Source organism: Ornithinibacillus contaminans (assembly GCF_001038425.2).
GTDB classification, from domain to species: domain Bacteria; phylum Bacillota; class Bacilli; order Bacillales; family Amphibacillaceae; genus Ornithinibacillus; species Ornithinibacillus contaminans.
Genome location: NZ_LDPV02000036.1, coordinates 107127 through 129144 on the forward strand (window position 1 = coordinate 107127; position 22018 = coordinate 129144).

General features: G+C 38.2%; 22 protein-coding genes. 6 read left to right on the plus strand and 16 right to left on the minus strand.

Features of this window, described 5'->3' with window-relative positions; genetic code table 11:
- Positions 1 to 84 precede the first annotated feature (84 nt).
- Genes JF53_RS09285 through JF53_RS09295 form a run of 3 tightly spaced genes read right to left on the minus strand, consistent with a single transcriptional unit; the run spans position 85 to position 2159 of the window.
- Positions 85 to 402, minus strand: a complete 318-nt coding sequence (locus JF53_RS09285) for an iron-sulfur cluster biosynthesis family protein (protein WP_047979983.1) — start codon at positions 400 to 402, stop codon at positions 85 to 87.
- A 13-nt stretch (positions 403 to 415) separates the two neighbouring features.
- Positions 416 to 1210, minus strand: a complete 795-nt coding sequence (locus JF53_RS09290; RefSeq protein ID WP_047979982.1) for an SDR family NAD(P)-dependent oxidoreductase — start codon at positions 1208 to 1210, stop codon at positions 416 to 418.
- Positions 1200 to 2159: an MBL fold metallo-hydrolase gene (locus JF53_RS09295; protein WP_047979981.1), complete on the minus strand. Its 960-nt coding sequence runs from the start codon at positions 2157 to 2159 to the stop codon at positions 1200 to 1202. The genes JF53_RS09290 and JF53_RS09295 overlap by 11 nt, the downstream gene beginning before the upstream one ends.
- A gap of 161 nt (positions 2160 to 2320) precedes the next feature.
- On the opposite strand from JF53_RS09295, the gene JF53_RS09300 reads away from it, so the two are divergent.
- Genes JF53_RS09300 through JF53_RS09315 form a run of 4 tightly spaced genes read left to right on the plus strand, consistent with a single transcriptional unit; the run spans position 2321 to position 6421 of the window.
- On the plus strand, positions 2321 to 3076 hold the full coding sequence (locus JF53_RS09300) for a glycerophosphodiester phosphodiesterase (RefSeq protein WP_330218283.1): 756 nt from the start codon (positions 2321 to 2323) through the stop codon (positions 3074 to 3076).
- An 11-nt stretch (positions 3077 to 3087) separates the two neighbouring features.
- Complete coding sequence (gene namA, locus JF53_RS09305) at positions 3088 to 4104, plus strand: NADPH dehydrogenase NamA (RefSeq protein WP_047979979.1); 1017 nt, start codon at positions 3088 to 3090, stop codon at positions 4102 to 4104.
- Positions 4105 to 4113: 9 nt separating this feature from the next.
- Positions 4114 to 5046, plus strand: a complete 933-nt coding sequence (gene rnz, locus JF53_RS09310; protein ID WP_047979978.1) for a ribonuclease Z — start codon at positions 4114 to 4116, stop codon at positions 5044 to 5046.
- A gap of 4 nt (positions 5047 to 5050) precedes the next feature.
- Positions 5051 to 6421 (plus strand): aldehyde dehydrogenase, encoded by a 1371-nt coding sequence (locus JF53_RS09315; RefSeq protein WP_047979977.1) that lies wholly within the window; start codon positions 5051 to 5053, stop codon positions 6419 to 6421.
- Positions 6422 to 6465: 44 nt separating this feature from the next.
- On the opposite strand, the gene JF53_RS09320 is transcribed toward JF53_RS09315, so the two are convergent.
- The 6 genes from JF53_RS09320 to JF53_RS09345 all read right to left on the minus strand — a co-directional run bounded on the left by JF53_RS09320 (position 6466) and on the right by JF53_RS09345 (position 13545).
- Complete coding sequence (locus JF53_RS09320; RefSeq protein WP_047979976.1) at positions 6466 to 7713, minus strand: DNA polymerase IV; 1248 nt, start codon at positions 7711 to 7713, stop codon at positions 6466 to 6468.
- 123 nt (positions 7714 to 7836) lie between these two features.
- Entirely contained in the window at positions 7837 to 8151 is a 315-nt protein-coding gene (locus JF53_RS09325) for a putative quinol monooxygenase (protein ID WP_047979975.1), read from the minus strand.
- Between the two features lie 198 nt (positions 8152 to 8349).
- Complete coding sequence (locus tag JF53_RS09330) at positions 8350 to 9474, minus strand: M20/M25/M40 family metallo-hydrolase (protein WP_047979974.1); 1125 nt, start codon at positions 9472 to 9474, stop codon at positions 8350 to 8352.
- A gap of 24 nt (positions 9475 to 9498) precedes the next feature.
- Positions 9499 to 11055 carry an acyl-CoA carboxylase subunit beta gene (locus JF53_RS09335; protein WP_047979973.1) on the minus strand — a complete coding sequence of 519 codons (1557 nt, stop codon included), beginning with the start codon at positions 11053 to 11055 and terminating at the stop codon, positions 9499 to 9501.
- Positions 11036 to 11869 carry a methylmalonyl-CoA epimerase gene (mce, locus tag JF53_RS09340; RefSeq protein WP_047979972.1) on the minus strand — a complete coding sequence of 278 codons (834 nt, stop codon included), beginning with the start codon at positions 11867 to 11869 and terminating at the stop codon, positions 11036 to 11038. The genes JF53_RS09335 and mce overlap by 20 nt, the downstream gene beginning before the upstream one ends.
- Positions 11870 to 11892: 23 nt before the next feature.
- Complete coding sequence (locus JF53_RS09345; protein ID WP_047979971.1) at positions 11893 to 13545, minus strand: acyl-CoA mutase large subunit family protein; 1653 nt, start codon at positions 13543 to 13545, stop codon at positions 11893 to 11895.
- A 176-nt stretch (positions 13546 to 13721) separates the two neighbouring features.
- Between JF53_RS09345 and prli42 the strand changes: the two genes are divergently transcribed.
- Positions 13722 to 13865: a stressosome-associated protein Prli42 gene (prli42, locus tag JF53_RS17465; protein WP_157052488.1), complete on the plus strand. Its 144-nt coding sequence runs from the start codon at positions 13722 to 13724 to the stop codon at positions 13863 to 13865.
- A gap of 52 nt (positions 13866 to 13917) precedes the next feature.
- Here the strand turns inward: prli42 and JF53_RS09350 are convergent, their stop codons facing one another.
- The 7 genes from JF53_RS09350 to bcd all read right to left on the minus strand — a co-directional run bounded on the left by JF53_RS09350 (position 13918) and on the right by bcd (position 21393).
- Positions 13918 to 14898, minus strand: a complete 981-nt coding sequence (locus JF53_RS09350; protein ID WP_201777902.1) for an aromatic acid exporter family protein — start codon at positions 14896 to 14898, stop codon at positions 13918 to 13920.
- Positions 14899 to 15035: 137 nt separating this feature from the next.
- On the minus strand, positions 15036 to 15467 hold the full coding sequence (locus JF53_RS09355; RefSeq protein WP_047979969.1) for a BrxA/BrxB family bacilliredoxin: 432 nt from the start codon (positions 15465 to 15467) through the stop codon (positions 15036 to 15038).
- An 82-nt stretch (positions 15468 to 15549) separates the two neighbouring features.
- Entirely contained in the window at positions 15550 to 16818 is a 1269-nt protein-coding gene (locus tag JF53_RS09360) for a dihydrolipoamide acetyltransferase family protein (RefSeq protein ID WP_047979968.1), read from the minus strand.
- A 20-nt stretch (positions 16819 to 16838) separates the two neighbouring features.
- Positions 16839 to 17822 (minus strand): alpha-ketoacid dehydrogenase subunit beta, encoded by a 984-nt coding sequence (locus JF53_RS09365; protein WP_047979967.1) that lies wholly within the window; start codon positions 17820 to 17822, stop codon positions 16839 to 16841.
- 12 nt (positions 17823 to 17834) lie between these two features.
- Positions 17835 to 18827 (minus strand): thiamine pyrophosphate-dependent dehydrogenase E1 component subunit alpha, encoded by a 993-nt coding sequence (locus tag JF53_RS09370; RefSeq protein WP_047979966.1) that lies wholly within the window; start codon positions 18825 to 18827, stop codon positions 17835 to 17837.
- Positions 18828 to 18863: 36 nt separating this feature from the next.
- The gene (gene lpdA, locus JF53_RS09375) at positions 18864 to 20285 is read right to left on the minus strand and encodes a dihydrolipoyl dehydrogenase (RefSeq protein ID WP_047979965.1); all 1422 of its coding nucleotides are present in this window, start codon (positions 20283 to 20285) and stop codon (positions 18864 to 18866) included.
- Positions 20286 to 20298: 13 nt separating this feature from the next.
- A complete protein-coding gene (gene bcd, locus JF53_RS09380; protein WP_047979964.1) occupies positions 20299 to 21393 on the minus strand; it encodes a branched-chain amino acid dehydrogenase in 1095 nt (364 codons plus the stop codon).
- Positions 21394 to 21761: 368 nt separating this feature from the next.
- On the opposite strand from bcd, the gene JF53_RS09385 reads away from it, so the two are divergent.
- The gene (locus JF53_RS09385) at positions 21762 to 21995 is read left to right on the plus strand and encodes a DUF2627 domain-containing protein (protein ID WP_047979963.1); all 234 of its coding nucleotides are present in this window, start codon (positions 21762 to 21764) and stop codon (positions 21993 to 21995) included.
- Positions 21996 to 22018: the final 23 nt, after the last annotated feature.

Here is a 22018-nt window from a genome sequence, read left to right on the forward strand (position 1 = left end):
ACTTTTGTTTCCAGCCTTTATTCCAATTCACGGTCAGCCATCAATTAACTTCTCACTGAACACTATTTCAACCAATCATACTTTCTATTCCACAACATTGGTTACTGGGATAAAGGGATTTAAAATTCCTTCAGGTCCAGATAGCCGAAACTGCCCATTTGTAAAATCCAATTTCATATTTTCCGCAAAGAACACAGCTTTATTTGCTGGAATGACCGTCGGAAAACGATCACTATCTACATCAAGGTGATTGCTCAATTTTTCCGGAATAAGTTTAATCGTTGGAATACCATTTACGGCACACATGCCCATCGTGTCATAATGCAATAAAAGAAATTTATGTTTCATTTTATTCAAGTCATGAATTTTTAGTAAAGCAGTTTCTGTAATGCTTAATTTCATCGCGCAAGTCCCCTTACTTTTTGTTAAATTGCTTCTTTAGGATCATTTCCATTAGACTTGGAAATAATTGATAAAGCTTACTACCAACGTCCATCCACAATGGCATATTTAGTTCACGTTTGGACGTAAATAGACTTTTGGTTATTTGCGTAGCAACTACTTTTGGGTCAAGCATGTATTTAGCCACATTTTCTTGATAGCGACCTTCTGGATCTGCTTGTAAAAAGAAATTCGTCCGTACCGGCCCAAGATTAACTGCTGTCACTAAAATGTTATGCTGTGACAACTCTTGACGTATTGCATTCGTAAATCCAAGTACTGCGTGTTTGGTAGCGGCATATACAGCTGATTTCGGAGTAGAAATTTTACCAGCCTGTGAAGCAATGTTAATGATATGACCCTCCTGATTAGCAATAAAATGCGGAAGGAATAACTTTGTGATGCGGATGAGTGACAAGACATTCAGGTTAATCATCTGTTGGATACTATCCCAGTCTGTCTCATGCACATAATTAAACACCCCGACACCAGCATTGTTTACAAGAGCATGAATTTGACCGTGGTCATTGATAATCTGAGGCACGATGGTATCAATCGCTTGTTCATTCGTTAAATCGATCTGGTAATAAAATGCTTCTATAGCAAACTCTTCTGTTATTTGTTTTTGTAACTGGCGTAATTTATCGAGCGAACGTGCTAACATAATCGGTGTAACACCCTCCGAAGCTAATTGCTTGGAAAGGGCCTCTCCTATGCCGCTTGATGCACCAGTAATAACAACTTTTTTATTGTTGAGTCTAGATTGCATGATAATAGATTACCCCGTCTTCTATTGTTTTAGTAACTAAACCTTCTGCTTCCAAATAATCTAATTGACCAATAGTTTCAGACATCGTTAAATCGATTTGCTTAGCGAAATGTCTCGGGAATATTTTCTCACATAATCGATATGGAGTTTCCGCGTTTTCCTTCACAAGTTGAAGAACTTTTTCCGCACGGCTTTCTTGCTTGACCAACCGCTCCTGAATAATTTCATTTACAGATGTAAATTTCTCACCATGTCCAGGTAGCACTACGTTTATCGGCAAATCGAAACACTTTTCTAGGCTACTACGATATTGTAATAATGGCTTAGGGCGGTTTGTTTCGCCGAGTAATGGCGGTTCTATTAATGGATTAGGAGAAATATGTTTAAGCAAATGATCGCCACCAATAAAGGTTCCATCATCACCCAAAAATGACAGGTGACTTTGAGCATGCCCTTTTGTTTCAATCACTTGATATGCCTCGTGACCCGGCAAGCGATCTCCCTCTTTTAAAGTCGAGGTCAATTTTCCTCGACCTGCGAACCGTAATGGTGATCGAATATTCTCTAGAAAATCACTAAATTGATCTGGAACACCCGTCAACACGAAAAAATCACGGAAGAATTGTTCATAATGCAAAAAATATGCTTCTTCCCTCGTTAACCACACATCCACATTTTCATGTGCGCTGATACGTTCAGCACGACTAAATCTTTCTATTAAACCTGTATGATCAGGATGGTGATGGGTGAGAATAATTTGTTCGATATCATGTGGAGCATATCCGATTTTTGATAATTGTGCAACTAAAGCGTGCCATGCTTCATCCGTATTGACACCGGCATCGACCAGAGATAGTACATCGCCTTTTAACAAGTACACATGCACATCTCCTACCGCAAACGGTGTAGGGATGGTAAGTTGATGGATGGAATTATTTGTAACAATCATATCGTATTTTCCGCCTCCAATAAATGAATAGCCATTCATTATCCTATAATTATTGTAACGCTAAACGAAAAATAAGTCACTAATCAAAATCCTGCTCTTATATAAGTCAGTGTGTCTCACGGTTGACTTTCCCCTTTTATTCAAACAAAATCAAAGTAGAGGTGAAGAACTTGACTACGAAAATCATTGCCCATAGAGGCGCAAGTAAGTTGGCACCTGAAAATACAATGTTTGCCTTTGAACTTGCTTATAAGCTAGGTGCTGAAGGGTTAGAAACAGATGTTCAGTTAACGAAAGATCATATCCCTGTCTTAATCCATGACGAGACCTTAACACGCACCACAAACGGAAGAGGGTATGTAAAAGACTATACATACAAGGAACTACTCCGATTAGACGCAGGTTCGTGGTTTTCCCGTGAATTTAAACAAGCGAAGCTATTATCGCTAGAACAATTTTTAGTTTGGATAAAGCCCAAGGATTTGTCTCTAAATCTGGAACTAAAAAATAATAAAATTGATTATCACCAATTAGAATCTATTGTGTACAACATGCTTAAGGAACATAAGCTGATTAAACGGACAACTTTATCAACCTTTAATCCGAATAGTGTAAAGCGATTAAGTGAACTAGATAATGACATCGAGATTGCCTTTTTAACCTCGAAAAAAAATATTAATTTAATTGAATATGCAAGCAGTTTAGGTGCAAATGCAATACATATCAAGTATCGTTTATTAAATAGACAGCTCCAAGAACAAGCATTGGCTAATAATATGCCGATTCGTGTCTATACGATTAATAAGTATAAGCAAATGATGAATTGCTACGAGCATCAGGTAGCAGGAATTTTTACAGATGTACCACATAAAGCACTTACGTTTCGAAATGTTTATCAGTTTAAGAGAGAATTATAGGAGGTAGAATCATGACCAAACTTTTTTCACCAATTTCATTTAAAGGAATGACCTTAAAAAATAGAGTTGTAATGTCACCGATGTGTATGTATTCATCCATCAATAAAGATGGAAGCCTTACATCGTTTCATTATACACATTATATTTCACGTGCTGTTGGTCAAGTAGGCTTAATCATGGTAGAGGCAACAGCAGTTGAGCCTACAGGTAGAATCACCGAACAAGACTTAGGAATATGGAACGATGATCATCTAAATGGATTCAAAGGTCTAATTGAACAAATCCATTCCTATGGTACTAAGGTAGGGGTGCAATTAGCTCATGCTGGCCGTAAAGCACAGGATGAACCAGTCATTGTATCCCCTTCCCCAATTCCGTTTGATGACAAATCGAAAGTTCCATCAGAACTTGATAAAGTAGGTATAGAGTCAATCATAACTAAATTTAAAGAAGCGGCTAGCCGTGCTAATCTAGCGGGATTTGATATGATTGAAATCCATGCAGCTCATGGCTATTTAATAAACCAATTTCTGTCCCCGCTAACGAATCATCGCACAGATGAATTTGGCGGAACACGAGAAAACCGTTTCCGATTCTTACAAGAAATCATTAAACAAAGCAAGCAAGTATTTAGTGGTCCTATTTTTGTAAGAATTTCTACTGATGAATACCAAGACAACGGAAATACAATGGAAGACTTTCTTTATTATGCAAATAAATTAAAAGAACTAGGTGTTGATCTAATTGATTGCAGTTCAGGTGGTGTGGTTCCGGTTCGAATACAGGCATATCCTGGCTATCAGATAAAGCGGTGTGAACAAATTAAACAAGAAATCGGCATCCCGACTGGTGCGGTTGGCTTAATAACAACTGGAATCCAAGCTGAAGAAATTCTTCAAAATGATCGCGCAGACCTTATATTTATCGGTAGATCATTACTAAAAAACCCATATTGGGTAAAACAAGCGGCAGATGAACTAGCTCATTCATTAGAGGCTCCAAAGCAATACGAACGTGGCTGGAAGTAGGAGGAAATTATGGAATTATATTTTCTTGGTACTGGTTCTGGTGTACCGTCTAAAACAAGAAATGTATCGGCAATTGCCTTAATGCTCCTTCAAGAGGCTAATAGTGTTTGGCTTTTTGACTGTGGTGAAGCAACCCAACACCAAATACTTCATACGTCGATTAAGCCTAGAAAGATAACAAAGATTTTCATTACCCATTTGCATGGTGATCACATTTTCGGGCTCCCTGGATTAGTAAGCTCTCGTTCCTTCCAAGGAGGTACAGATGAACTGATCATTTATGGTCCAAAAGGTATTAAGGAATATGTGCAAACTAGCCTGCAATTAAGTGGAACACATGTTACCTATCCCCTCTCCTTTGTGGAATTTACAGAAGGATTGGTGTTCGAAGATGATCAATTTCGGGTACATTGTAAATTACTAGATCATGGAATTCCGAGCTATGGTTATCGAATTGAAGAAAAAGATAAACCTGGCGAATTGCAAGTAGATAAGTTGATTGCTATGGGTATTAAACCAGGTCCAATTTATCAACAAATTAAGCAAAATGAGCTTACCATTTTAGAAGATGGTCGAAAGCTTAAACGACAAGATTTTGTCGGCCCACAGAAAACCGGTAGACAGCTGGTTATTCTCGGTGATACAAGATCTACAGAACACAATCAACAATTTGTTCAAGGTGCAGATGTGTTAGTGCATGAAGCAACCTTTGACCAAACAAAACAGCAGCTGGCCAAGGAATATTACCATTCCACTACTGCCCAAGCAGCTAGACTTGCAAACGATGCAGCTGTTAAAAATTTGGTTCTAACTCATATTTCATCAAGATATCAACAAGAAGAAACGGAGCAGTTGTTAGCAGAAGCACGGACTATTTTTCCTAACACAGAAATTGCATATGATTTTTATAAATATAGCATTCCATCAAACGTAAAGGAGTGAGACGATGGTTAAAATTACTGAACTAGTGGAAGCTCAACGTAATTACTTTCGAACTGGCACTACCAGAGACTACCAATTTCGTGTGGAACAATTACGAAAATTACGTCGGATGTTAGAAACCTATGAAACGGAGATATATCTTGCCTTAAAACAGGATCTGAATAAATCAACGTTTGAAACCTTTACGACAGAATTAGGATTTATCTATAACGAGATCAAGCATACCGAGCGACACTTAAAGGATTGGATGCGAGATCAATCCGTTGATGCCCCTATTACACATAAAGGAACAAAAAGCTTTATTCGCAAAGAACCTTATGGTGTCACATTAGTAATTTCACCGTGGAATTATCCATTACAGCTCGCTTTAGCACCAGCAATTGGTGCAATTGCGGCGGGTAACACCGTTATAATCAAGCCATCAGAATTTAGCCAATCCACCTCTTCCCTCCTAGCTAAAATGATTGGCGAAACATTCGATTCAGTTTATTATACTGTTGTAGAAGGAGCACAGGAAGTAAGTGAACAACTCCTACAACAAAAATTCGATTATATCTTTTTTACCGGAAGTACTAAGGTCGGAAAAATTATTATGCGGGAAGCGAGTAACCATCTAACGCCTGTTACATTAGAGCTTGGTGGTAAAAGTCCTGTCATTGTGGATGACGATGCTAATATTGCAATTGCTGCCAAACGAATCGTCTGGGGAAAATTCACGAATGCTGGTCAAACCTGTGTTGCTCCCGATTATATGTACGCACATGCTAGCATAAAAGACAAGCTTGTACAGGAAATGAAGAAGCAGCTTACCCTACTCTACACTGAAAACGCTTTGAAACATGACGATTACGTACGAATCATTAACAAAAATCAATTTGATCGATTAGTTACTTACCTTAATCGCGGTACTATTCTCCATGGTGGAAACATAGATTCTAGTGAATTAAAAATAGAACCGACACTACTTGACGACATTTCTTGGGAAGATCCTGTCATGCAGGAAGAAATCTTTGGGCCAATTTTACCAATCTTTTCTTTCGAGGAGGTTGAGGATGTAATAAAAGTCGTTACAAATCATGAAAAACCATTAGCATTATATTATTTTGGCGAGAATTCTAAAACACAGAAGCAAATGATTAACGCTATTTCCTTTGGTGGTGGTTGTATAAACGATACATTATATCACCTTGCAAACCCAAATATGCCGTTTGGTGGAGTTGGTAATAGTGGTATCGGAGGTTATCATGGAAAATATAGCTTTGACACATTCTCCCATCAAAAGAGTGTCTTAAAACAGACTACAAAATTTGATATACCACTTCGTTATCCTGGTGGTAAGCTCGCCTTTACCATTATTCGAAAACTAATGAAATAACAATAGGCTCTGTGGGTACGTCTTAATTACATATCCCGCAGAGCCTATTGTTTAAAATCATCAAGAAAATCTTTTTGAAAACTCGTTCTTGGCTGTTGCTTCGTTTCTTCCTTTATTTCTACAAAGGGATTCCACCCTAGCTTTTGTGTTAATTCATCAATAGCGACAATAAGCTTCTCTTTTTCTGCCGCTTTTTTATACGTAAATAAATCGAGCTGTTCTACAATATTTTGCTTTTCTTCGATGTCTTGAACCGTAATGCCTAGTAATCGAATAGCTTCCTTCGTCCAGTGGGTATCGAATAGCTCAAGCGCCACATTCAATATATCTGTTTTCTTTTCAATAAAATTAGCTAATTTTTTACTTCTAGTAACGGTCTTACGGTCATGATACCGGATTGTAAGCTGTACTGAACCACCCGCTACTTGCTTGCGCTTCATTCGCATTTCCACATTTTCAGCAAGTGCTGATAATAAACTTCGAATTTCCGATTCATCTGTCGTATCCATTGGTAATGTTTCAGAGCTTCCGATACTCTTAAATTCATTGACCGCATCTGGATCAACAGACCTTAAGTCAATGCCATTAGCTCTATTTTTTAACCGCTCACCATTAATTCCTAGTATCTGCTTTAGTGCATATACATCCGCTTTAGCAAGATCAGCTATTGTTACGATATCAATTGCATTTAACTTATCAGCTGTTTTTTTGCCTACTCCGTACATTTCCTCTACCGGTAATGGCCAAAGCTTTTCTGTAATATCGCGTTTCCTTAGAATGGTTATTCCCATTGGCTTTTTCATGTCAGATGCCATTTTTGCTAAAAACTTATTCGGTGCAATACCAATACTACATGGTAAATCTAATTCATCCATAATTTTATTTTGGAGAGCTTCAGCTAACTGTACCGTATTTTGGGCGTGTGTTACATCAGTCACATCCATATAGCCTTCATCAATTGATACCGGTTCAACAAATGGTGTAATCTCATGCAGAATTTTAAATATTTCACGCGATGCGACCCGATATCGTTCAAAATTTGGTCGCATCACAAATAAATCTGGACATAATTTCCGCGCTTGCCAAATAGGCATAGTTGTCCTAACACCTTTAGCACGTGCCTCATAATTACTCGTAATGATAATCCCTTTTCGCTCCTCAGGATTCCCAGCAACTGCTAACGGTTTCCCTTTCAGCTTAGGGTTATGAGCCATTTCTACGGATGCGTAGAAACAATTCATATCAATATGAAAAATAATTCGAGCTTTATTATTATTGCTTGATTCAGCCATGTTAGCCACCCTTTGCGAACGGTTGTTTCTATTTATATTATACCATAAAAAAATAAAGAAAGAGCTTCACTGAGGTGAAAGCTCTCAAGACGATGAATATAGGTTTTTTGATTAATTTAGTAACTAACCTTGGATAATACCTTTTCCCCCAATTACCTCCAAAGTATTAATTCTTTCAATTCCAGTAATAATGGACTTTGCCTGCTTAATTAACTGCTGGGAAGCTTCTAATGTTAGTGAAGCCTGATGGGCATTTTGATCCCGCCACACTTCGTATACATATACACTATTTGCTTCATCTTCTGTAGTGCTGACAAGATAAATTTCACATTCTCTTAGTTTTTTTATTGATTCTGCTGCTTCTAGTAAAATAGCTACAAACGTGTCTCGTTCTCCGTCCTTTACACTAAATTTATTGAATAAACTAAACATGCTCATACTTCTCCTCCTAATCTAATAAGTACTTGTATATCGGAATGAATGACGACTAACTAATTGCTTTGGTTCTTTTAAACTTCGTATTAGATTGTTATTTCGCAGCAAATCACTATAATAACAATATTTCGAATACTATACATGGAAAAAAGTGACTAACAAGAGCATCAAAGTGTTAGTCACTAAAATCTTTATCAAGTCTTACTTAGCAACCTCTTGAATAATTGCGGTCACTAATTCAGAGATTTTTACTAATTCCGCTACTGGAATTCGTTCGTTCGTTGTATGAATTTCTTCATAGCCAACAGCAAGGTTAACAGTTGGAATACCAAATCCTGCAATTACATTGGCATCACTTCCACCACCACTTTTGAGTAGCTTGCTTTCTCTTCCAATAGTTTTAGCAGCTCTTCTTGCTACTTCCACCACTTCGTCACCCGCTTCTTGTTTAAAGCCTGGGTACATAACTTTTACATCAACGATTGCTTCCCCGCCAAGTTCCTTTGCAGTTGATTCAAATGCTTCCTTCATTTTTGCCACCTGTGCCTCCATTTTTTCTGGCACCAATGAACGTGCTTCCGCTAATATTTCTACATGGTCTACAACGATGTTTGTTTGCTTACCACCTTCAAATCTACCGATATTAGCAGTTGTCTCTTCATCAATTCGACCTAAAGGCATTCTAGAGATTGCCTTAGCAGCAAGTGTAATAGCAGATACTCCTTTTTCTGGTGCAACTCCAGCATGTGCGGTCTTGCCTTTTATGATAGTGTGAATTTTTGCTTGTGTTGGTGCAGCAACAATAATATCACCAACCGTTCCATTACTATCAATTGCATAACCAAATTTAGCATTCAATAGTGATGCGTCTAATGCTTTTGCACCAACTAATCCTGATTCCTCACCAACGGTAATGACAAATTGTACGTCACCATGCGTTACATTCGATTCCTTAAGGGTACGAATAGCTTCTAGAATAGCAGCTAATCCAGCTTTATCATCTGATCCTAATATAGTAGTTCCATCAGAAACAATATAGCCATCTTTTATAGAAGGCTGAATACCCTGTCCAGGAACTACCGTATCCATATGTGATGTGAAATATATTGGTTCCACATTTTCTTTCGTTCCTTTTAACGTACAAATTAAGTTATTTGCACCGTGACCAGTTTTTTCCTTCGCCTGGTCTTCCACTACCTCTAACCCGAGGCTTGTAAATTTTTCTTTTAATACCGCTGCAATTTCGGCTTCGTTACCTGTCTCAGAATCTACCTGAACAAGCTCCATAAATTCATTTACTACTCTATCTTTGTTAATGGTAATCATTATAGTATTGCCTCCTATGTACAATTAAAGTGGAATGTTGCCATGCTTCTTAACTGGGCGTTCCTCTTTTTTAGTCTTTAACATTTCTAATCCTTGAATAAGCTTAATTCTAGTCTCTCTTGGATCAATTACATCATCTACCATCCCTAGCTTAGCTGCAATATACGGATTAGCAAACCGCTCCCGATACATTTGTATTTTCTCTTGTCGTGTTTTGTCTGGGTTCTCACTCATTGCAATTTCTTTCGCAAAAATGACCGATGCAGCACCCTCTGGACCCATCACGGCAATTTCGGCATTTGGCCATGCATAAACCAAATCCGCTCCAATCGATTTACTATTGAGCGCGACATAGGCCCCACCATATGCTTTTCGGACAATAACTGTTAGTTTGGGAACAGTTGCCTCCGAGTATGCGTATAAAATTTTAGCTCCATGTCGTATGATACCACCATGTTCTTGCTTTATGCCAGGAAAGAAGCCTGTAACATCCTCAAAGGTGATAATTGGTATATGAAAACAATCGCAAAAGCGGATAAAGCGAGCCGCCTTATCACTAGAATCAATATCTAGGCCACCTGCAAGATGTTTAGGCTGATTACAAACCAATCCCACTGTATTACCATTGATTCGACCAAATCCAACCACAACATTTTTAGCAAACGCTGAATGAATCTCATAAAAACTATCCTGATCAACTACTTGAAGGATGACCTGTTTCATATCATAGGGCTTAGTAGAATCAAATGGCACTATATCAGCTAATGAAGGACGATAATCTTCCAAATCATCCGCTTCCGTTTTTGCAATTGGTGGGGTCTCCCAATTATTATTCGGTAGGTACGATAAGATTGTTTTCACATGCTCTAAAGCTCCCTCCTCATTTTTTGCTTTGATATGAGCATTACCACTTTTCGAATTGTGAACGAATGCCCCACCAAGATCTTCAGCAGAAATCCGCTCTCCTGTCACTGTTTCAATTACCTTTGGACCGGTGATAAACATTTGTGATGTATGTTCTACCATAATGACAAAATCGGTAATGGCAGGTGAATATACCGCTCCGCCTGCACTCGGTCCCATAATGACAGATATTTGTGGAATATAACCCGAATAGATGGCATTCCGATAGAACACCTGTCCATACCCATCAAGTGATGATACCCCTTCTTGAATTCTTGCACCACCAGAATCATTTAATCCGATAAAGGGTACCCCTGTTTTTGCCGCTAAATCCATAACTGCTGCGATTTTCTTGCCATGCATTTCACCTAACGCACCGCCATACAGTGTAAAATCTTGTGCAAACAAATAGACTGGTCTTTTATTTATTTTTCCGTATCCAGTTACAACACCATCGCCAGCTGCGCTCGAACCGTTATGTTCAAAGTCCGTAGCGCGTTGTTCTATAAACGGATTTAGTTCCACAAAGCTTCCTTTGTCGAGTAAGTAATCAATTCTTTCACGTGCCGTCCACTTACCCTTTGCATGCTGTTTGTCAATCCGTTCATCACCACCGCCAAGCTCGGCAATTCGGCGTTTATCATAAAGTTCATTAATTTTATCGAACATGTCCTTCATCGTTAGGTCCTCCGACTTCTTCGCATAATTCAACAAGTACTCCGTGTGCTGATCTTGGATGAATAAACGTAATTTGTGTTTGATTCGCCCCTTGTTTTGGATCTGAATTGAGAAAGTGAATCCCGTGCTTTGTCATTTCTCGAATTCTAGCTGTAATATCATCAACCTCAAGAGCGATGTGATGAATACCTTCCCCGTTGCGCAAAATAAACTTGTGGATTGGTGAACTATCATGAAGTGCTTCCAACAGCTCTAATCGACTCTCACCAATTTTTAAAAAAGCAATTTTAACTTGTTCAGATTGTACCTCTTCAATTCCTTCTAGTTCTAGCCCCAACGTTTTTGTATAAAATGGTAGCGTGCTTTCAATTGATTTTACAGCGATGCCAATGTGAGAGATTTTCTTAGGAGAAACACTAGGCTTTGTACCGACATGCTGTTTAATATAAGCCGCCATCTCATCGATAGTGGAACCACTAGTAAATATTTTATTAATGCCTTCAGCGACAAGGAACGGTATATCAGAAGCAGGAATAACACCACCTGCTATGACCGTTATATCAGAAGCGTTCTCTTCTTTTAATGCTTCGATTATTTTCGGAAAAAGTGTCCGATGTGCTCCTGACAAGGAAGATAACCCTATAATGTCTACATCTTCTTGCACCGCCGTCTTAGCAATTTGTACGGGAGACTGTCTTAAGCCAGTATAAATAACTTCCATCCCATGATCTCGTAATCCCTGTGCAATTACTAGGGCACCTCTATCATGTCCATCTAATCCTGGCTTTGCGATTAGTACTCTTATTTTGTTCATTGCACATTCTCCTCTTTATTAATCTAGTTATTACTTCTATATTCACCAAATGATTTACGAAGAACAGTACAAATTTCACCAATAGATGCATATGCTTTTACAGCATTTAGTATATAAGGCATTAAATTCTCATCAGGCTGGTTTGCTGCCCAGCTAAGCTGTTGGAGTGAACTTTGAACTAGCTCGTTATTTCGCTTACTTTTCACCTCTGTTAAGGCAGCTATTTGTTCTTGTTCAAGTTGTTCATCTACTTTTAAAAGCTCCGGATTTACTTCTTCATCTAATTTAAATTGATTCAAACCGACGATGATGTCTTCACCTTTTTCCAATCGTTTATGAGATTCATAGGCTGTTCGGTGGATTTCTCGTTGCATAAATCCTTCTTCTATTGCGTTCACAGCACCACCTAAATCATCAATTTGTTTTAGGTAAGATTCTATCTCTAATTCAATCCTATCGGTCAAATCCTCGATAAAATAAGATCCGCCTAATGGATCAATCGTGTCAGCTATTCCACTCTCATGTGCTAAAATTTGTTGGGTTCGTAGGGCAATTCGTGCGGATTCTTCAGTAGGTAATGCTAATGCTTCGTCTCGTGAATTCGTGTGAAGACTTTGGGTACCACCTAACACTGCTGCCAAGGCTTGTAATGTGACTCGAACAATATTATTATCAGGCTGTTGTGCAGTTAATGTAGAACCTCCTGTTTGGGTGTGGAAGCGTAACTTCCAACTATTAGGGTCTTTCGCATGATAATGTTCTCGCATAATTCTTGCCCATGTTCTTCTAGCAGCCCGAAATTTAGCAATTTCCTCAAAAAAATTATTGTGGGCATTAAAAAAGAATGCTAGCCTAGGAGCAAAACTGTCCACATTCAAGCCTGCTTCGATAGCGGCATCAACATAAGCCTTTCCGTTTGCTAGAGTAAACGCTGCTTCTTGTACAGCTGTTGATCCTGCTTCTCGAATGTGGTACCCAGAAATACTAATGGTATTGAATTTCGGTACGTACTGTTGACAATATTCCATTATATTTGTAATCAACCGTATCGAAGGTTTTGGCGGAAAAATATAGGTACCTCTAGCGATATATTCCTTTAAAATATCATTTTGTATGGTTCCAGTTAATTTCTCTTTTGGAACACCTTGTTTCTCACCAACTGCAATGTACATACACAATAAAATCGAAGCAGGGGCATTAATTGTCATCGATGTACTTACGGAGTCAAGTGGTATTTGGTCAAGTAATTGCTCCATATCTGCTAAAGTGTCAATCGCCACTCCAACTTTACCCACCTCTCCTTCTGCCATGACATCATCAGAGTCATAGCCAATTTGCGTTGGTAAATCAAAAGCAACGGATAAGCCAGTCTGTCCTTGGTTCAGTAAATAACGGAATCGTTTATTCGTTTCCTTTGCAGACCCATAGCCAGCGTATTGCCGCATAGTCCAATATTTGCTTCGATACATTGTAGGTTGAATCCCACGTGTAAATGGATATTCACCTGGGAATCCTAGCTTTTCATTGTATTCGGGATGGTTTTTTTGATAGTAAAGTCGTTCAATTTCTATTTCCGAACTTGTTTCGAATCGTTGTTTACGCTCGGGAAAGCGCTTTAATTTCTGGTCAACCGCATCCTTCCACTTCTTTTCAATATCTTGGGAATCTATATGCATCGTTCTACCTCCATTCGTTAAAAGCTAATCTACTATATATATTTTAATAAGGTGAATAATTAGAAATTTTACTCTAAAAAAAAATTACAGCACAATTTTTCTTGTCCTCTACTTCATTTAACGGTAAAATAAAAACAAGTAACTTATGGCATATGGGATTTAAGGAGGACTAATTAATGTCTGCAAAGAAAACTACTAAACCAGTTGTTAGACGAAAGTCAAAACGCGAAAAACGTATGAAATTAATTATCTATATTATGATATTTGCAATGGTAATATCTACCCTAACATACGGTTTAGCATTTATTATTAATTATTAAACGAAACTATTTAGAAGACTGGATTACAACTAAATTGTAATCCCAGTCTTTTTTAATGCTTACTTTTACGATGTTTTAACAAGCTTACATCACTATCTTTATAGCGTTTTTTAATTAGTAAATAGTCCTCAATTTCATGTAATAACCGGAATAAATTAGCTCTTGTTTCAAATTCTTCCTGGGTTGATGGTAATTCTACTTTGGAAAACTCTTCACGTAATAGTCTTAACTGTTCTAAAAAGACAATTGCAGTATTCCCTGGATGAACAGACTCTGCCAAGCCTTCAAAAAAAGCCGCAATTTTAAAGGATAAATCATCACGATTTGGTAGTTTCGTAACAAGTGGTAGCATATTTCGAAATAATTCAAGTTGCTTATTACGCATTTTGAAATAATCATAATAGGAATGCTCTGCCCGTAACAAATGATTTTCACGATCAATTTCCACGAGTCTGATTGCTTCTTGTAATAATTCTTCAGATTCTCGTAGTTCCTTCCCATCCCACACCGTATTTTTATCACGAATATATAAGGCGATTTCTGCTAATATTCGCTGAAAGTGTCGTTCCAATTTCGTTTGACTTTGTTTCAATTTATGCTCGTATCCAGGCATATAAAGATTAACCAGTAATCCAGTACCGATCCCTACTAAAATCAGAATTGCTTGTTGAAGTAATAAAGATACTGTAATGTTACCAGACATGTATAAGTTGAGAATAATGACAGAACTAGTCGCAATACCAGGCGAAGCCTTTAGCCATACTGTTATTGGAATAAATACCGCCAGCATCACACCTAGAACAATTGGGTAAAAGCCGATTAGTTCAAAGAACGCAAATGAAAATATACTCGCAACAACACACGCTAATAATCGCTGCCATGCACTTAGCACAGATTGTTTCCGTGATGGTTTAATCGTTAAAATGGTAAGAATACCAGCTGATGTAAAGTTCGTTAGTCCAAACAATTGAGCAATCGTAATTGCTATTGGTGTGCCAATGGCTGTTTTAATTGTTCGATACCCAATTTTCACCTTGTTGTCTCCTTTGATGTATAGAAAACTATCTGCTTTCATATGTCGTAGTTCGTGTTATTTTTATAATATTCAATACTTTAAATTTGAAAAATAAGGCTGACCCAATATGAGACAGCCTTATATTCAAACTATAGTTATACTTCTTCACAATATTCATCGAAGAGATGCTGCAATTTACCAAGTACATCCATCGCGCTATGCCCTTCAATGTCATGTCGCTCAACCATCGTAACGATTTTACCATCTTTTAAAAGCGCAAAAGATGGTGATGAAGGTGGATACCCTTCAAAATATGAACGCGCTTTTTCTGTCGCCTCGCGATCCTGTCCTGCAAATACAGTAACAAGATGATCTGGTCGCTTATCAAAATGAATCGCATTAACTGCAGCAGGACGTGCTACCCCTCCAGCACAGCCACAAGTAGAGTTCACCATCACAAGTGTTGTACCTTCGCGATTTAACGCTGCATCTACTTCATCTGGCGTTCTTAATTCTTCATATCCTGCTTCTGTAATATCTTTACGTGCTGCATCCACAACATCATTCATAAATAAGTTGAAATCCATTTCATTCACCCCTCACTTTAAGAATACGTATCTTAACATCTAGGTTATCAAGTTTAAAGGTAAAATTCAATCTAAAAAGCTTCTAGTAAACCTCAACAGTACCTTCACTCATATTCTCGAGTGTCTCTTTTACATAAGCAAGGAACTGGCCACAAATCAGTCCATCTAAGATGCGATGATCTAAAGATAGACATAAATTCACCATATCACGTGCTGCAAACATATTATCAATAATGACCGGTCTTTTGACAATAGATTCAACCTGTAGAATCGCAGCCTGCGGATAGTTAATGACGCCCATTGAATGAACAGAACCGAAGGAACCCGTATTATTCACTGTAAAGGTCCCACCCTGCATATCATTCGCAGTAAGCTTATTCGAACGGGCTTTTTGGGCAAGTTCATGGATCTCCCTTGCTATACCTTTTATGCTTTTTTCATCCGCATTCTTAATGACTGGAACAAATAACTCTTGATCTTTGGCAACAGCAATTGAAAGGTTAATATCTTTACGTTGAATAATTTTATCCCCCGCCCACATACTATTGAGCTGTGGGAATTTCTTTAAGCCCTGTGCAACTGCCTTCACAAAGAATGCAAAGTATGTCAAGTTATAACCTTCATTTTGTTTAAATTCCGTCTTAATCTTATTTCGATAATTTACTAAATTGGTTACATCTACTTCAACAGTCATCCATGCATGTGGTATTTCCGTCTTCGATCGCACCATATTTTGTGCAATTACTTTACGAACACCTGCTACAGGTATCTCTATATCGCCAGCTTGTGTTGGTTGCGTAGAGGATACAGAAGTATTTGGTTGGCTTGGTTTTGTTGATTCCAAGCTTGCAGCAGATATCGGGAGATTTGGTGTAGTAGAAGCACTGCCACTTGCTAGTACCTTCTCTATATCTTTTCTAGTAATTCTTCCGCCACGTCCACTTCCGTTAATCTGCGCTAAATCTACATCATTTTCCTGTGCCAATCGTAACACAGCAGGTGAATAACGCTGCTTCATCTTTTTCTCACCTGTTGTTATTTGATTAGTTGTCTCAGGATTTTCAATTTCACCCATCGATTCATTCTCTGGATTAGTCGGCGAGTCGGTGGAGTCAGTTTCTATATGGCAAATAAGCTCGCCCACAGAGACTGTATCTCCTTCTTGTACAGAAAGCTCTTTTATCGTACCTGTAAATGAAGAAGGTACCTCAGCATTTACTTTGTCGGTCATGACCTCAGCTATCGGATCATATTTGTTAACCTGGTCACCTACTTTGACTAGCCAACTACTAATCGTTCCTTCTGTTACACTTTCACCTAGCTGAGGCATCGTAATTTTTTCAATAGCCATTTAAGATTACCTCCTATCGTCTAAAATGCAGCTAAATCACGCATTGCTTGTTCAATTTTATCTGGGTTCATCATAAAGAATTTCTCCATGGTTGGTGCATAAGGCATTGCGGGAACATCCGGTCCGGCAAGTCGTTGAACAGGAGCATCTAAGTCAAACAAACAGTTCTCTGCAATGATAGCCGCTACTTCACTAATGATACTTCCTTCTTTTGTATCCTCTGTTACTAAAAGCACTTTACCAGTCTTTTTAGCTGCCTCAATAATCGCCTCTTTATCCAATGGGTATACTGTACGCAAATCTAGAATATGGGCATCGATTCCTTCATCTGCTAACTTCTCAGCAGCTTGAAGCGCAAAATGTACACAAAGACCATACGTAATAATCGTTATATCTGAACCTTCACGTTTTACATCTGCTTTTCCGATTGGAAGGACATAATCTTCTTCAGGTACTTCTCCTTTTAACAAGCGATACGCACGCTTATGCTCAAAGAATAACACGGGATCATTGTCCCTGATCGCTGCTTTTAATAGCCCTTTTGCTTCGTACGGAGTGGAAGGCATGACAATTTTAAGTCCTGGCTGATTAGCAAAAATAGCTTCCACTGATTGGGAATGGTACAGAGCACCATGTACCCCTCCACCATACGGAGCTCGAATGGTAATCGGACAATTCCAATCATTATTGGAACGATAACGGATTTTGGCCGCCTCAGAAATGATTTGATTAACAGCAGGCATAATAAAATCTGCGAATTGCATTTCAGCAATAGGTCGCATTCCATACATTGCTGCACCAATACCTACACCAGCGATTGCGGATTCAGCAAGCGGTGTATCAAGAACACGATACTCCCCGAATTCATCATATAGTCCATCAGTAGCTTTAAATACGCCACCTTTTTTTCCAACGTCTTCTCCTAAAACAAATACTTTTTCATCGCGTTGCATTTCTTCACGCATCGCTGCTGTAATAGCTTGTATATATGACATTACAGGCATTATTTTCCCTCCCTACTCTTCGTACACGAAATCAAGCGCAGATTCCGGTTCAGCATATGGAGCATTTTCTGCATAATCCGTTGCTTCATTTACGATTTGGTTTATTTCATCCGTAAGTTCTGCTTCTATTTTATCTGTAAGGATCTCTAAATCCTTTAGGTATGTGGCAAATGTAAAAATAGAATCCAGCTTCTTCGCTTCATCAACTTCATCACGATTACGATATGATCGGTCATCATCATCACTCGAGTGTGCTGTTAATCGATACGATACTGCTTCAATTAAAGTAGGTCCTTCCCCATTAATAGCACGTTCGCGAGCTTCTTTTACGACTTTGTAAATTTCTAATGGATCATTTCCATCCACAGTAAATCCTGGCATCCCATAACCTAAAGCACGGTCCGATACCTTTTGATTTCCTAATTGTTTTTCAACTGGTACAGAGATTGCGTATTTATTATTCTCAACCATTGTAATGACAGGTAGCTTATGTACGCCAGCAAAATTTAAACCCTCATGAAAATCACCTTGGTTAGATGAACCTTCACCAAGCGTTACAAAGGATACAAACTCTTTTTTCTCCATTTTCGCTGCAAGTGCAAATCCAACAGCATGTGGGACTTGGGTTGTTACTGGAGAAGAACCAGTAATAATTCGATTTTCCTTTTGACCAAAGTGACTTGGCATCTGTCTTCCACCTGAATTAGGATCTTCAGCCTTTGCAAACGCTGAAAGCATTAAGTCCTTAGCAGTCATACCAAATGCTAAAACAACTCCCATATCACGATAATATGGTGCTACATAATCCTGAGTTCGATCTAATGCAAAAGCCGCTCCTACCTGTGCCGCTTCTTGTCCTTGACAAGAAATAACGAAAGGAATTTTACCTGCGCGGTTAAGCAACCACATTCTTTCATCAAGCTTTCTTGCAAGAAGCATTGTTTTATACATATCTAGAACTTGTTCATCCGAAAGTCCTAATGCCTCGTGGCGATTTGTTGACATTATAGTCCCTCCCTCATAAATTTCAATAAACCGATGTTAACCATGTATTTGCAAGCCATCTACTGCAAGTGCTGCTTCCCCAACTATTTCCGATAAGGTTGGGTGTGGGTGAATCGTATGAGCAATTTCCCAAGGAGTAGCATCTAATACTTTAGCAAGGGCAGCCTCTGAAATCATATCCGTCACATGCGGTCCTACCATATGAACACCAAGTAAATCTTCAGTTTCCTCATTCATAATGACCTTTACAAATCCTTCAGTTTCTCCGTAAACTAAAGCTTTACCAATGGCTTTAAAGGGAAACTTTCCTACTTTAATTGCATAACCCTTTTCTTTTGCTTGTTTTTCTGTCAGTCCCACACTAGCAACCTCTGGATTAGAATAAATACAAGCCGGAACATGGTTATAGTTAATTGGATCTGGGTTTTGACCATTCATATGCTCAACTGCAATGATACCTTCATGTGAAGCCACATGTGCTAATTGCATACCACCAATCACGTCACCAATGGCATAAATATGAGCTTCTTTCGTCTGATAAAATTCATTCGTTTTTATAGTGCCATTCTCCACTTGAATATCGGTATTTTCTAACCCTATATTCGAAGTATTTGCTTTGCGTCCAACAGATACTAAAATCTTTTCGGCAGAATACGTTTGATTCTTTCCAGCGATGTCCGCCTCAATTGTTACCCCTTGATTCTTAACCACAGAATCAGGTAATACTTTTGCACCTGTTACGATGTTTATTCCCTTTTTCTTTAATTGCTTTTCTACTTCTCTAGCAATTTCCACGTCTTCTGTCGGTAGAATTTGATTGAAATATTCTAAAACAGTAACCTCAACACCGAAATCAGCAAGCATAGATGCCCATTCAATCCCAATGACACCACCACCGATAATAATGATGGAATTAGGCAAACTTTCTAATTGCAATGCTTCATCAGATGTAATGATAGATTCTCCGTCAATTTCTAAATTTGCAAGTGTATTTGGTGATGATCCTGTTGCAATTAACACATTCTTCGGAACAAGCATAGTATTTTCATCACCGTTAGCATATTCAATCGAAATTGTACCGGGTAGTGGTGAAAAAATACTTGGTCCAAGAATTCTTCCATAGCCATTATAAACGCTTATCTTATTTTTTTTCATGAGACCAGAAACACCATTATGTAACGTACTAACGATTGTTTCTTTTCTTTGTTGGACTTGGTTGAAATCAAGTTCTATAGACCCCGTGTTCACACCAAACTCACTGGCACTTTGCGTTTGTCTAAAAACCTCAGCACTTCTAAGCAGTGATTTGGAAGGTATACAACCTCGGTGTAAACAGGTTCCCCCTAATTCAGCCTTTTCTACTATTGCAACCTTCATACCAAGTTGTGAGGCACGAATGGCAGCTACATAACCACCAGTTCCGCCTCCAAGCACTACTAAATCAAAATCTTCAGCCATACGAATCACCTCACTATCTTCTACTTAATGTATGCAACCCATTTAATAGAAATTGTCCTCTTGATTTTCGAGCGGACTCAATGCGTTCCTCTGCCATTCTATCTGCTGCTACATATGTTGGTATATTATCTCGCTTCGAAATTTCAAACACACGAAGTAAACTATCGTAAATACCTTCTACTTTTTTCATCGCACGTGATTGATTATAACCATTTAATTCATCGGCAACATTAATAACACCACCAGCATTAATCAGATAGTCAGGTGCGTATACGATTCCCTTTTCATATAAAATATCGCCATGTTCTTTCGTTTTTAATTGATTATTTGCCGATCCTGCTATTACTTTTGCCTTAATTCGCGAAATCGTATCATCATTAATCGTTGCACCTAGTGCACACGGTGCATAAATATCACATTCAACATCATAAAAATCGTTAGGATCAACTGCTTTTGCACCAAAGGCTTCAACTGCTCTTTCTGCTGCTGCTTTGTTAATGTCCGTTACGATTAATTTTGCTCCTTCTTTATGTAGATACTCACATAAATCATATGCAACATTACCAACACCTTGTACCGCTACTGTTTTCCCTTCCAAAGAATCATCACCGAAGGCTTCTAGTGCAGTAGCTTTCATACCTTTATACACACCATAGGCTGTAACAGGAGATGGATTTCCTGATGAACCAAATTCAGGTGAAATACCTGTTACAAAATCCGTTTCCATATGGATGATATCCATATCCTCCACAGTTGTTCCTACATCCTCAGCAGTTATGTATCTACCGTTTAAACTTTGTATATATCTTCCGAATGCACGGAATAATTCTGGGTTTTTATCTTTTCTTGGATCACCGATAATTACGGTTTTTCCACCACCTAAATTTAATCCCGCAGCAGCATTTTTATACGTCATACCTCTAGCTAAACGCATGGCATCAATTATCGCTTCTTCCTCTGATTCGTAAGTCCACATTCTTGTTCCTCCAAGTGCTGGACCTAACGTCGTGTCATGAATTGCAATAATTGCCTTCAACCCAGAATTCTTATCTTGGCAGAACACAATCTGCTCATAATCATAGACTTCCATATTTTTAAATATTTCCATAGCGTTTTCCTCCTCCATAGTAAATACCACTTATATAATAAACTCTTACTATATGAAGCTTGAGCTATTAGTGAGTGCAAAACAAGCTTTAGCTGACGCTAAGTTATCTTCTATTTTAACACTACATTCCCTATTATAATACAAAAACGCCGTTAAAAGGAAATGTAAGCGCTTTAATTTTGGTTTAAATAAAAAATATTTTTTAAATATTAAAAAATATTGCGGTTTAAATGTTAAATAAGGCTAGTAGTTTCAATCACATTACATTATTATCATACGTTATCACATACAGATTGGCAAATTAAAAATTTCATCTATTTTTTATCTTTTGATATACTTATGAAAGTTACCACAAAAAGGAGAAAGTTATGAAAAGAATAGTTGCAGCACTAAGTCTATTTCTACCAGGGATTATCGCCGCAATCGGGATTAAGCTGATGCGTGACACATTATTTGATGAGTTTCACCCTATTTTTGTCCATACCGGCATTCAATTTTCAATTGGTCTTCTATTATTTATTGCTGGCTTAGCTTTTTTGGCTGGTTTTATTGTCTATCGTGACAGAAAACGTCAGGCACAGAAAAAACAACATACTAATTAAACGAAATTCATCTAACAACGGGG

What these genes read in the sequence shown, in the direction of transcription:
- JF53_RS09285 (WP_047979983.1), bottom strand. Translation starts at nt 402, where the DNA reads ATGAAATTAAGCATTACAGAAACTGCTTTACTAAAAATTCATGACTTG.
- JF53_RS09290 (WP_047979982.1), bottom strand. Translation starts at nt 1,210, where the DNA reads ATGCAATCTAGACTCAACAATAAAAAAGTTGTTATTACTGGTGCATCA.
- JF53_RS09295 (WP_047979981.1), bottom strand. Translation starts at nt 2,159, where the DNA reads ATGATTGTTACAAATAATTCCATCCATCAACTTACCATCCCTACACCG.
- namA (WP_047979979.1), top strand. Translation starts at nt 3,088, where the DNA reads ATGACCAAACTTTTTTCACCAATTTCATTTAAAGGAATGACCTTAAAA.
- rnz (WP_047979978.1), top strand. Translation starts at nt 4,114, where the DNA reads ATGGAATTATATTTTCTTGGTACTGGTTCTGGTGTACCGTCTAAAACA.
- JF53_RS09315 (WP_047979977.1), top strand. Translation starts at nt 5,051, where the DNA reads ATGGTTAAAATTACTGAACTAGTGGAAGCTCAACGTAATTACTTTCGA.
- JF53_RS09320 (WP_047979976.1), bottom strand. Translation starts at nt 7,713, where the DNA reads ATGGCTGAATCAAGCAATAATAATAAAGCTCGAATTATTTTTCATATT.
- JF53_RS09325 (WP_047979975.1), bottom strand. Translation starts at nt 8,151, where the DNA reads ATGAGCATGTTTAGTTTATTCAATAAATTTAGTGTAAAGGACGGAGAA.
- JF53_RS09330 (WP_047979974.1), bottom strand. Translation starts at nt 9,474, where the DNA reads ATGATTACCATTAACAAAGATAGAGTAGTAAATGAATTTATGGAGCTT.
- JF53_RS09335 (WP_047979973.1), bottom strand. Translation starts at nt 11,055, where the DNA reads ATGAAGGACATGTTCGATAAAATTAATGAACTTTATGATAAACGCCGA.
- mce (WP_047979972.1), bottom strand. Translation starts at nt 11,869, where the DNA reads ATGAACAAAATAAGAGTACTAATCGCAAAGCCAGGATTAGATGGACAT.
- JF53_RS09345 (WP_047979971.1), bottom strand. Translation starts at nt 13,545, where the DNA reads ATGCATATAGATTCCCAAGATATTGAAAAGAAGTGGAAGGATGCGGTT.
- prli42 (WP_157052488.1), top strand. Translation starts at nt 13,722, where the DNA reads ATGTCTGCAAAGAAAACTACTAAACCAGTTGTTAGACGAAAGTCAAAA.
- JF53_RS09355 (WP_047979969.1), bottom strand. Translation starts at nt 15,467, where the DNA reads ATGGATTTCAACTTATTTATGAATGATGTTGTGGATGCAGCACGTAAA.
- JF53_RS09360 (WP_047979968.1), bottom strand. Translation starts at nt 16,818, where the DNA reads ATGGCTATTGAAAAAATTACGATGCCTCAGCTAGGTGAAAGTGTAACA.
- JF53_RS09365 (WP_047979967.1), bottom strand. Translation starts at nt 17,822, where the DNA reads ATGCCTGTAATGTCATATATACAAGCTATTACAGCAGCGATGCGTGAA.
- JF53_RS09370 (WP_047979966.1), bottom strand. Translation starts at nt 18,827, where the DNA reads ATGTCAACAAATCGCCACGAGGCATTAGGACTTTCGGATGAACAAGTT.
- lpdA (WP_047979965.1), bottom strand. Translation starts at nt 20,285, where the DNA reads ATGGCTGAAGATTTTGATTTAGTAGTGCTTGGAGGCGGAACTGGTGGT.
- bcd (WP_047979964.1), bottom strand. Translation starts at nt 21,393, where the DNA reads ATGGAAATATTTAAAAATATGGAAGTCTATGATTATGAGCAGATTGTG.
- JF53_RS09385 (WP_047979963.1), top strand. Translation starts at nt 21,762, where the DNA reads ATGAAAAGAATAGTTGCAGCACTAAGTCTATTTCTACCAGGGATTATC.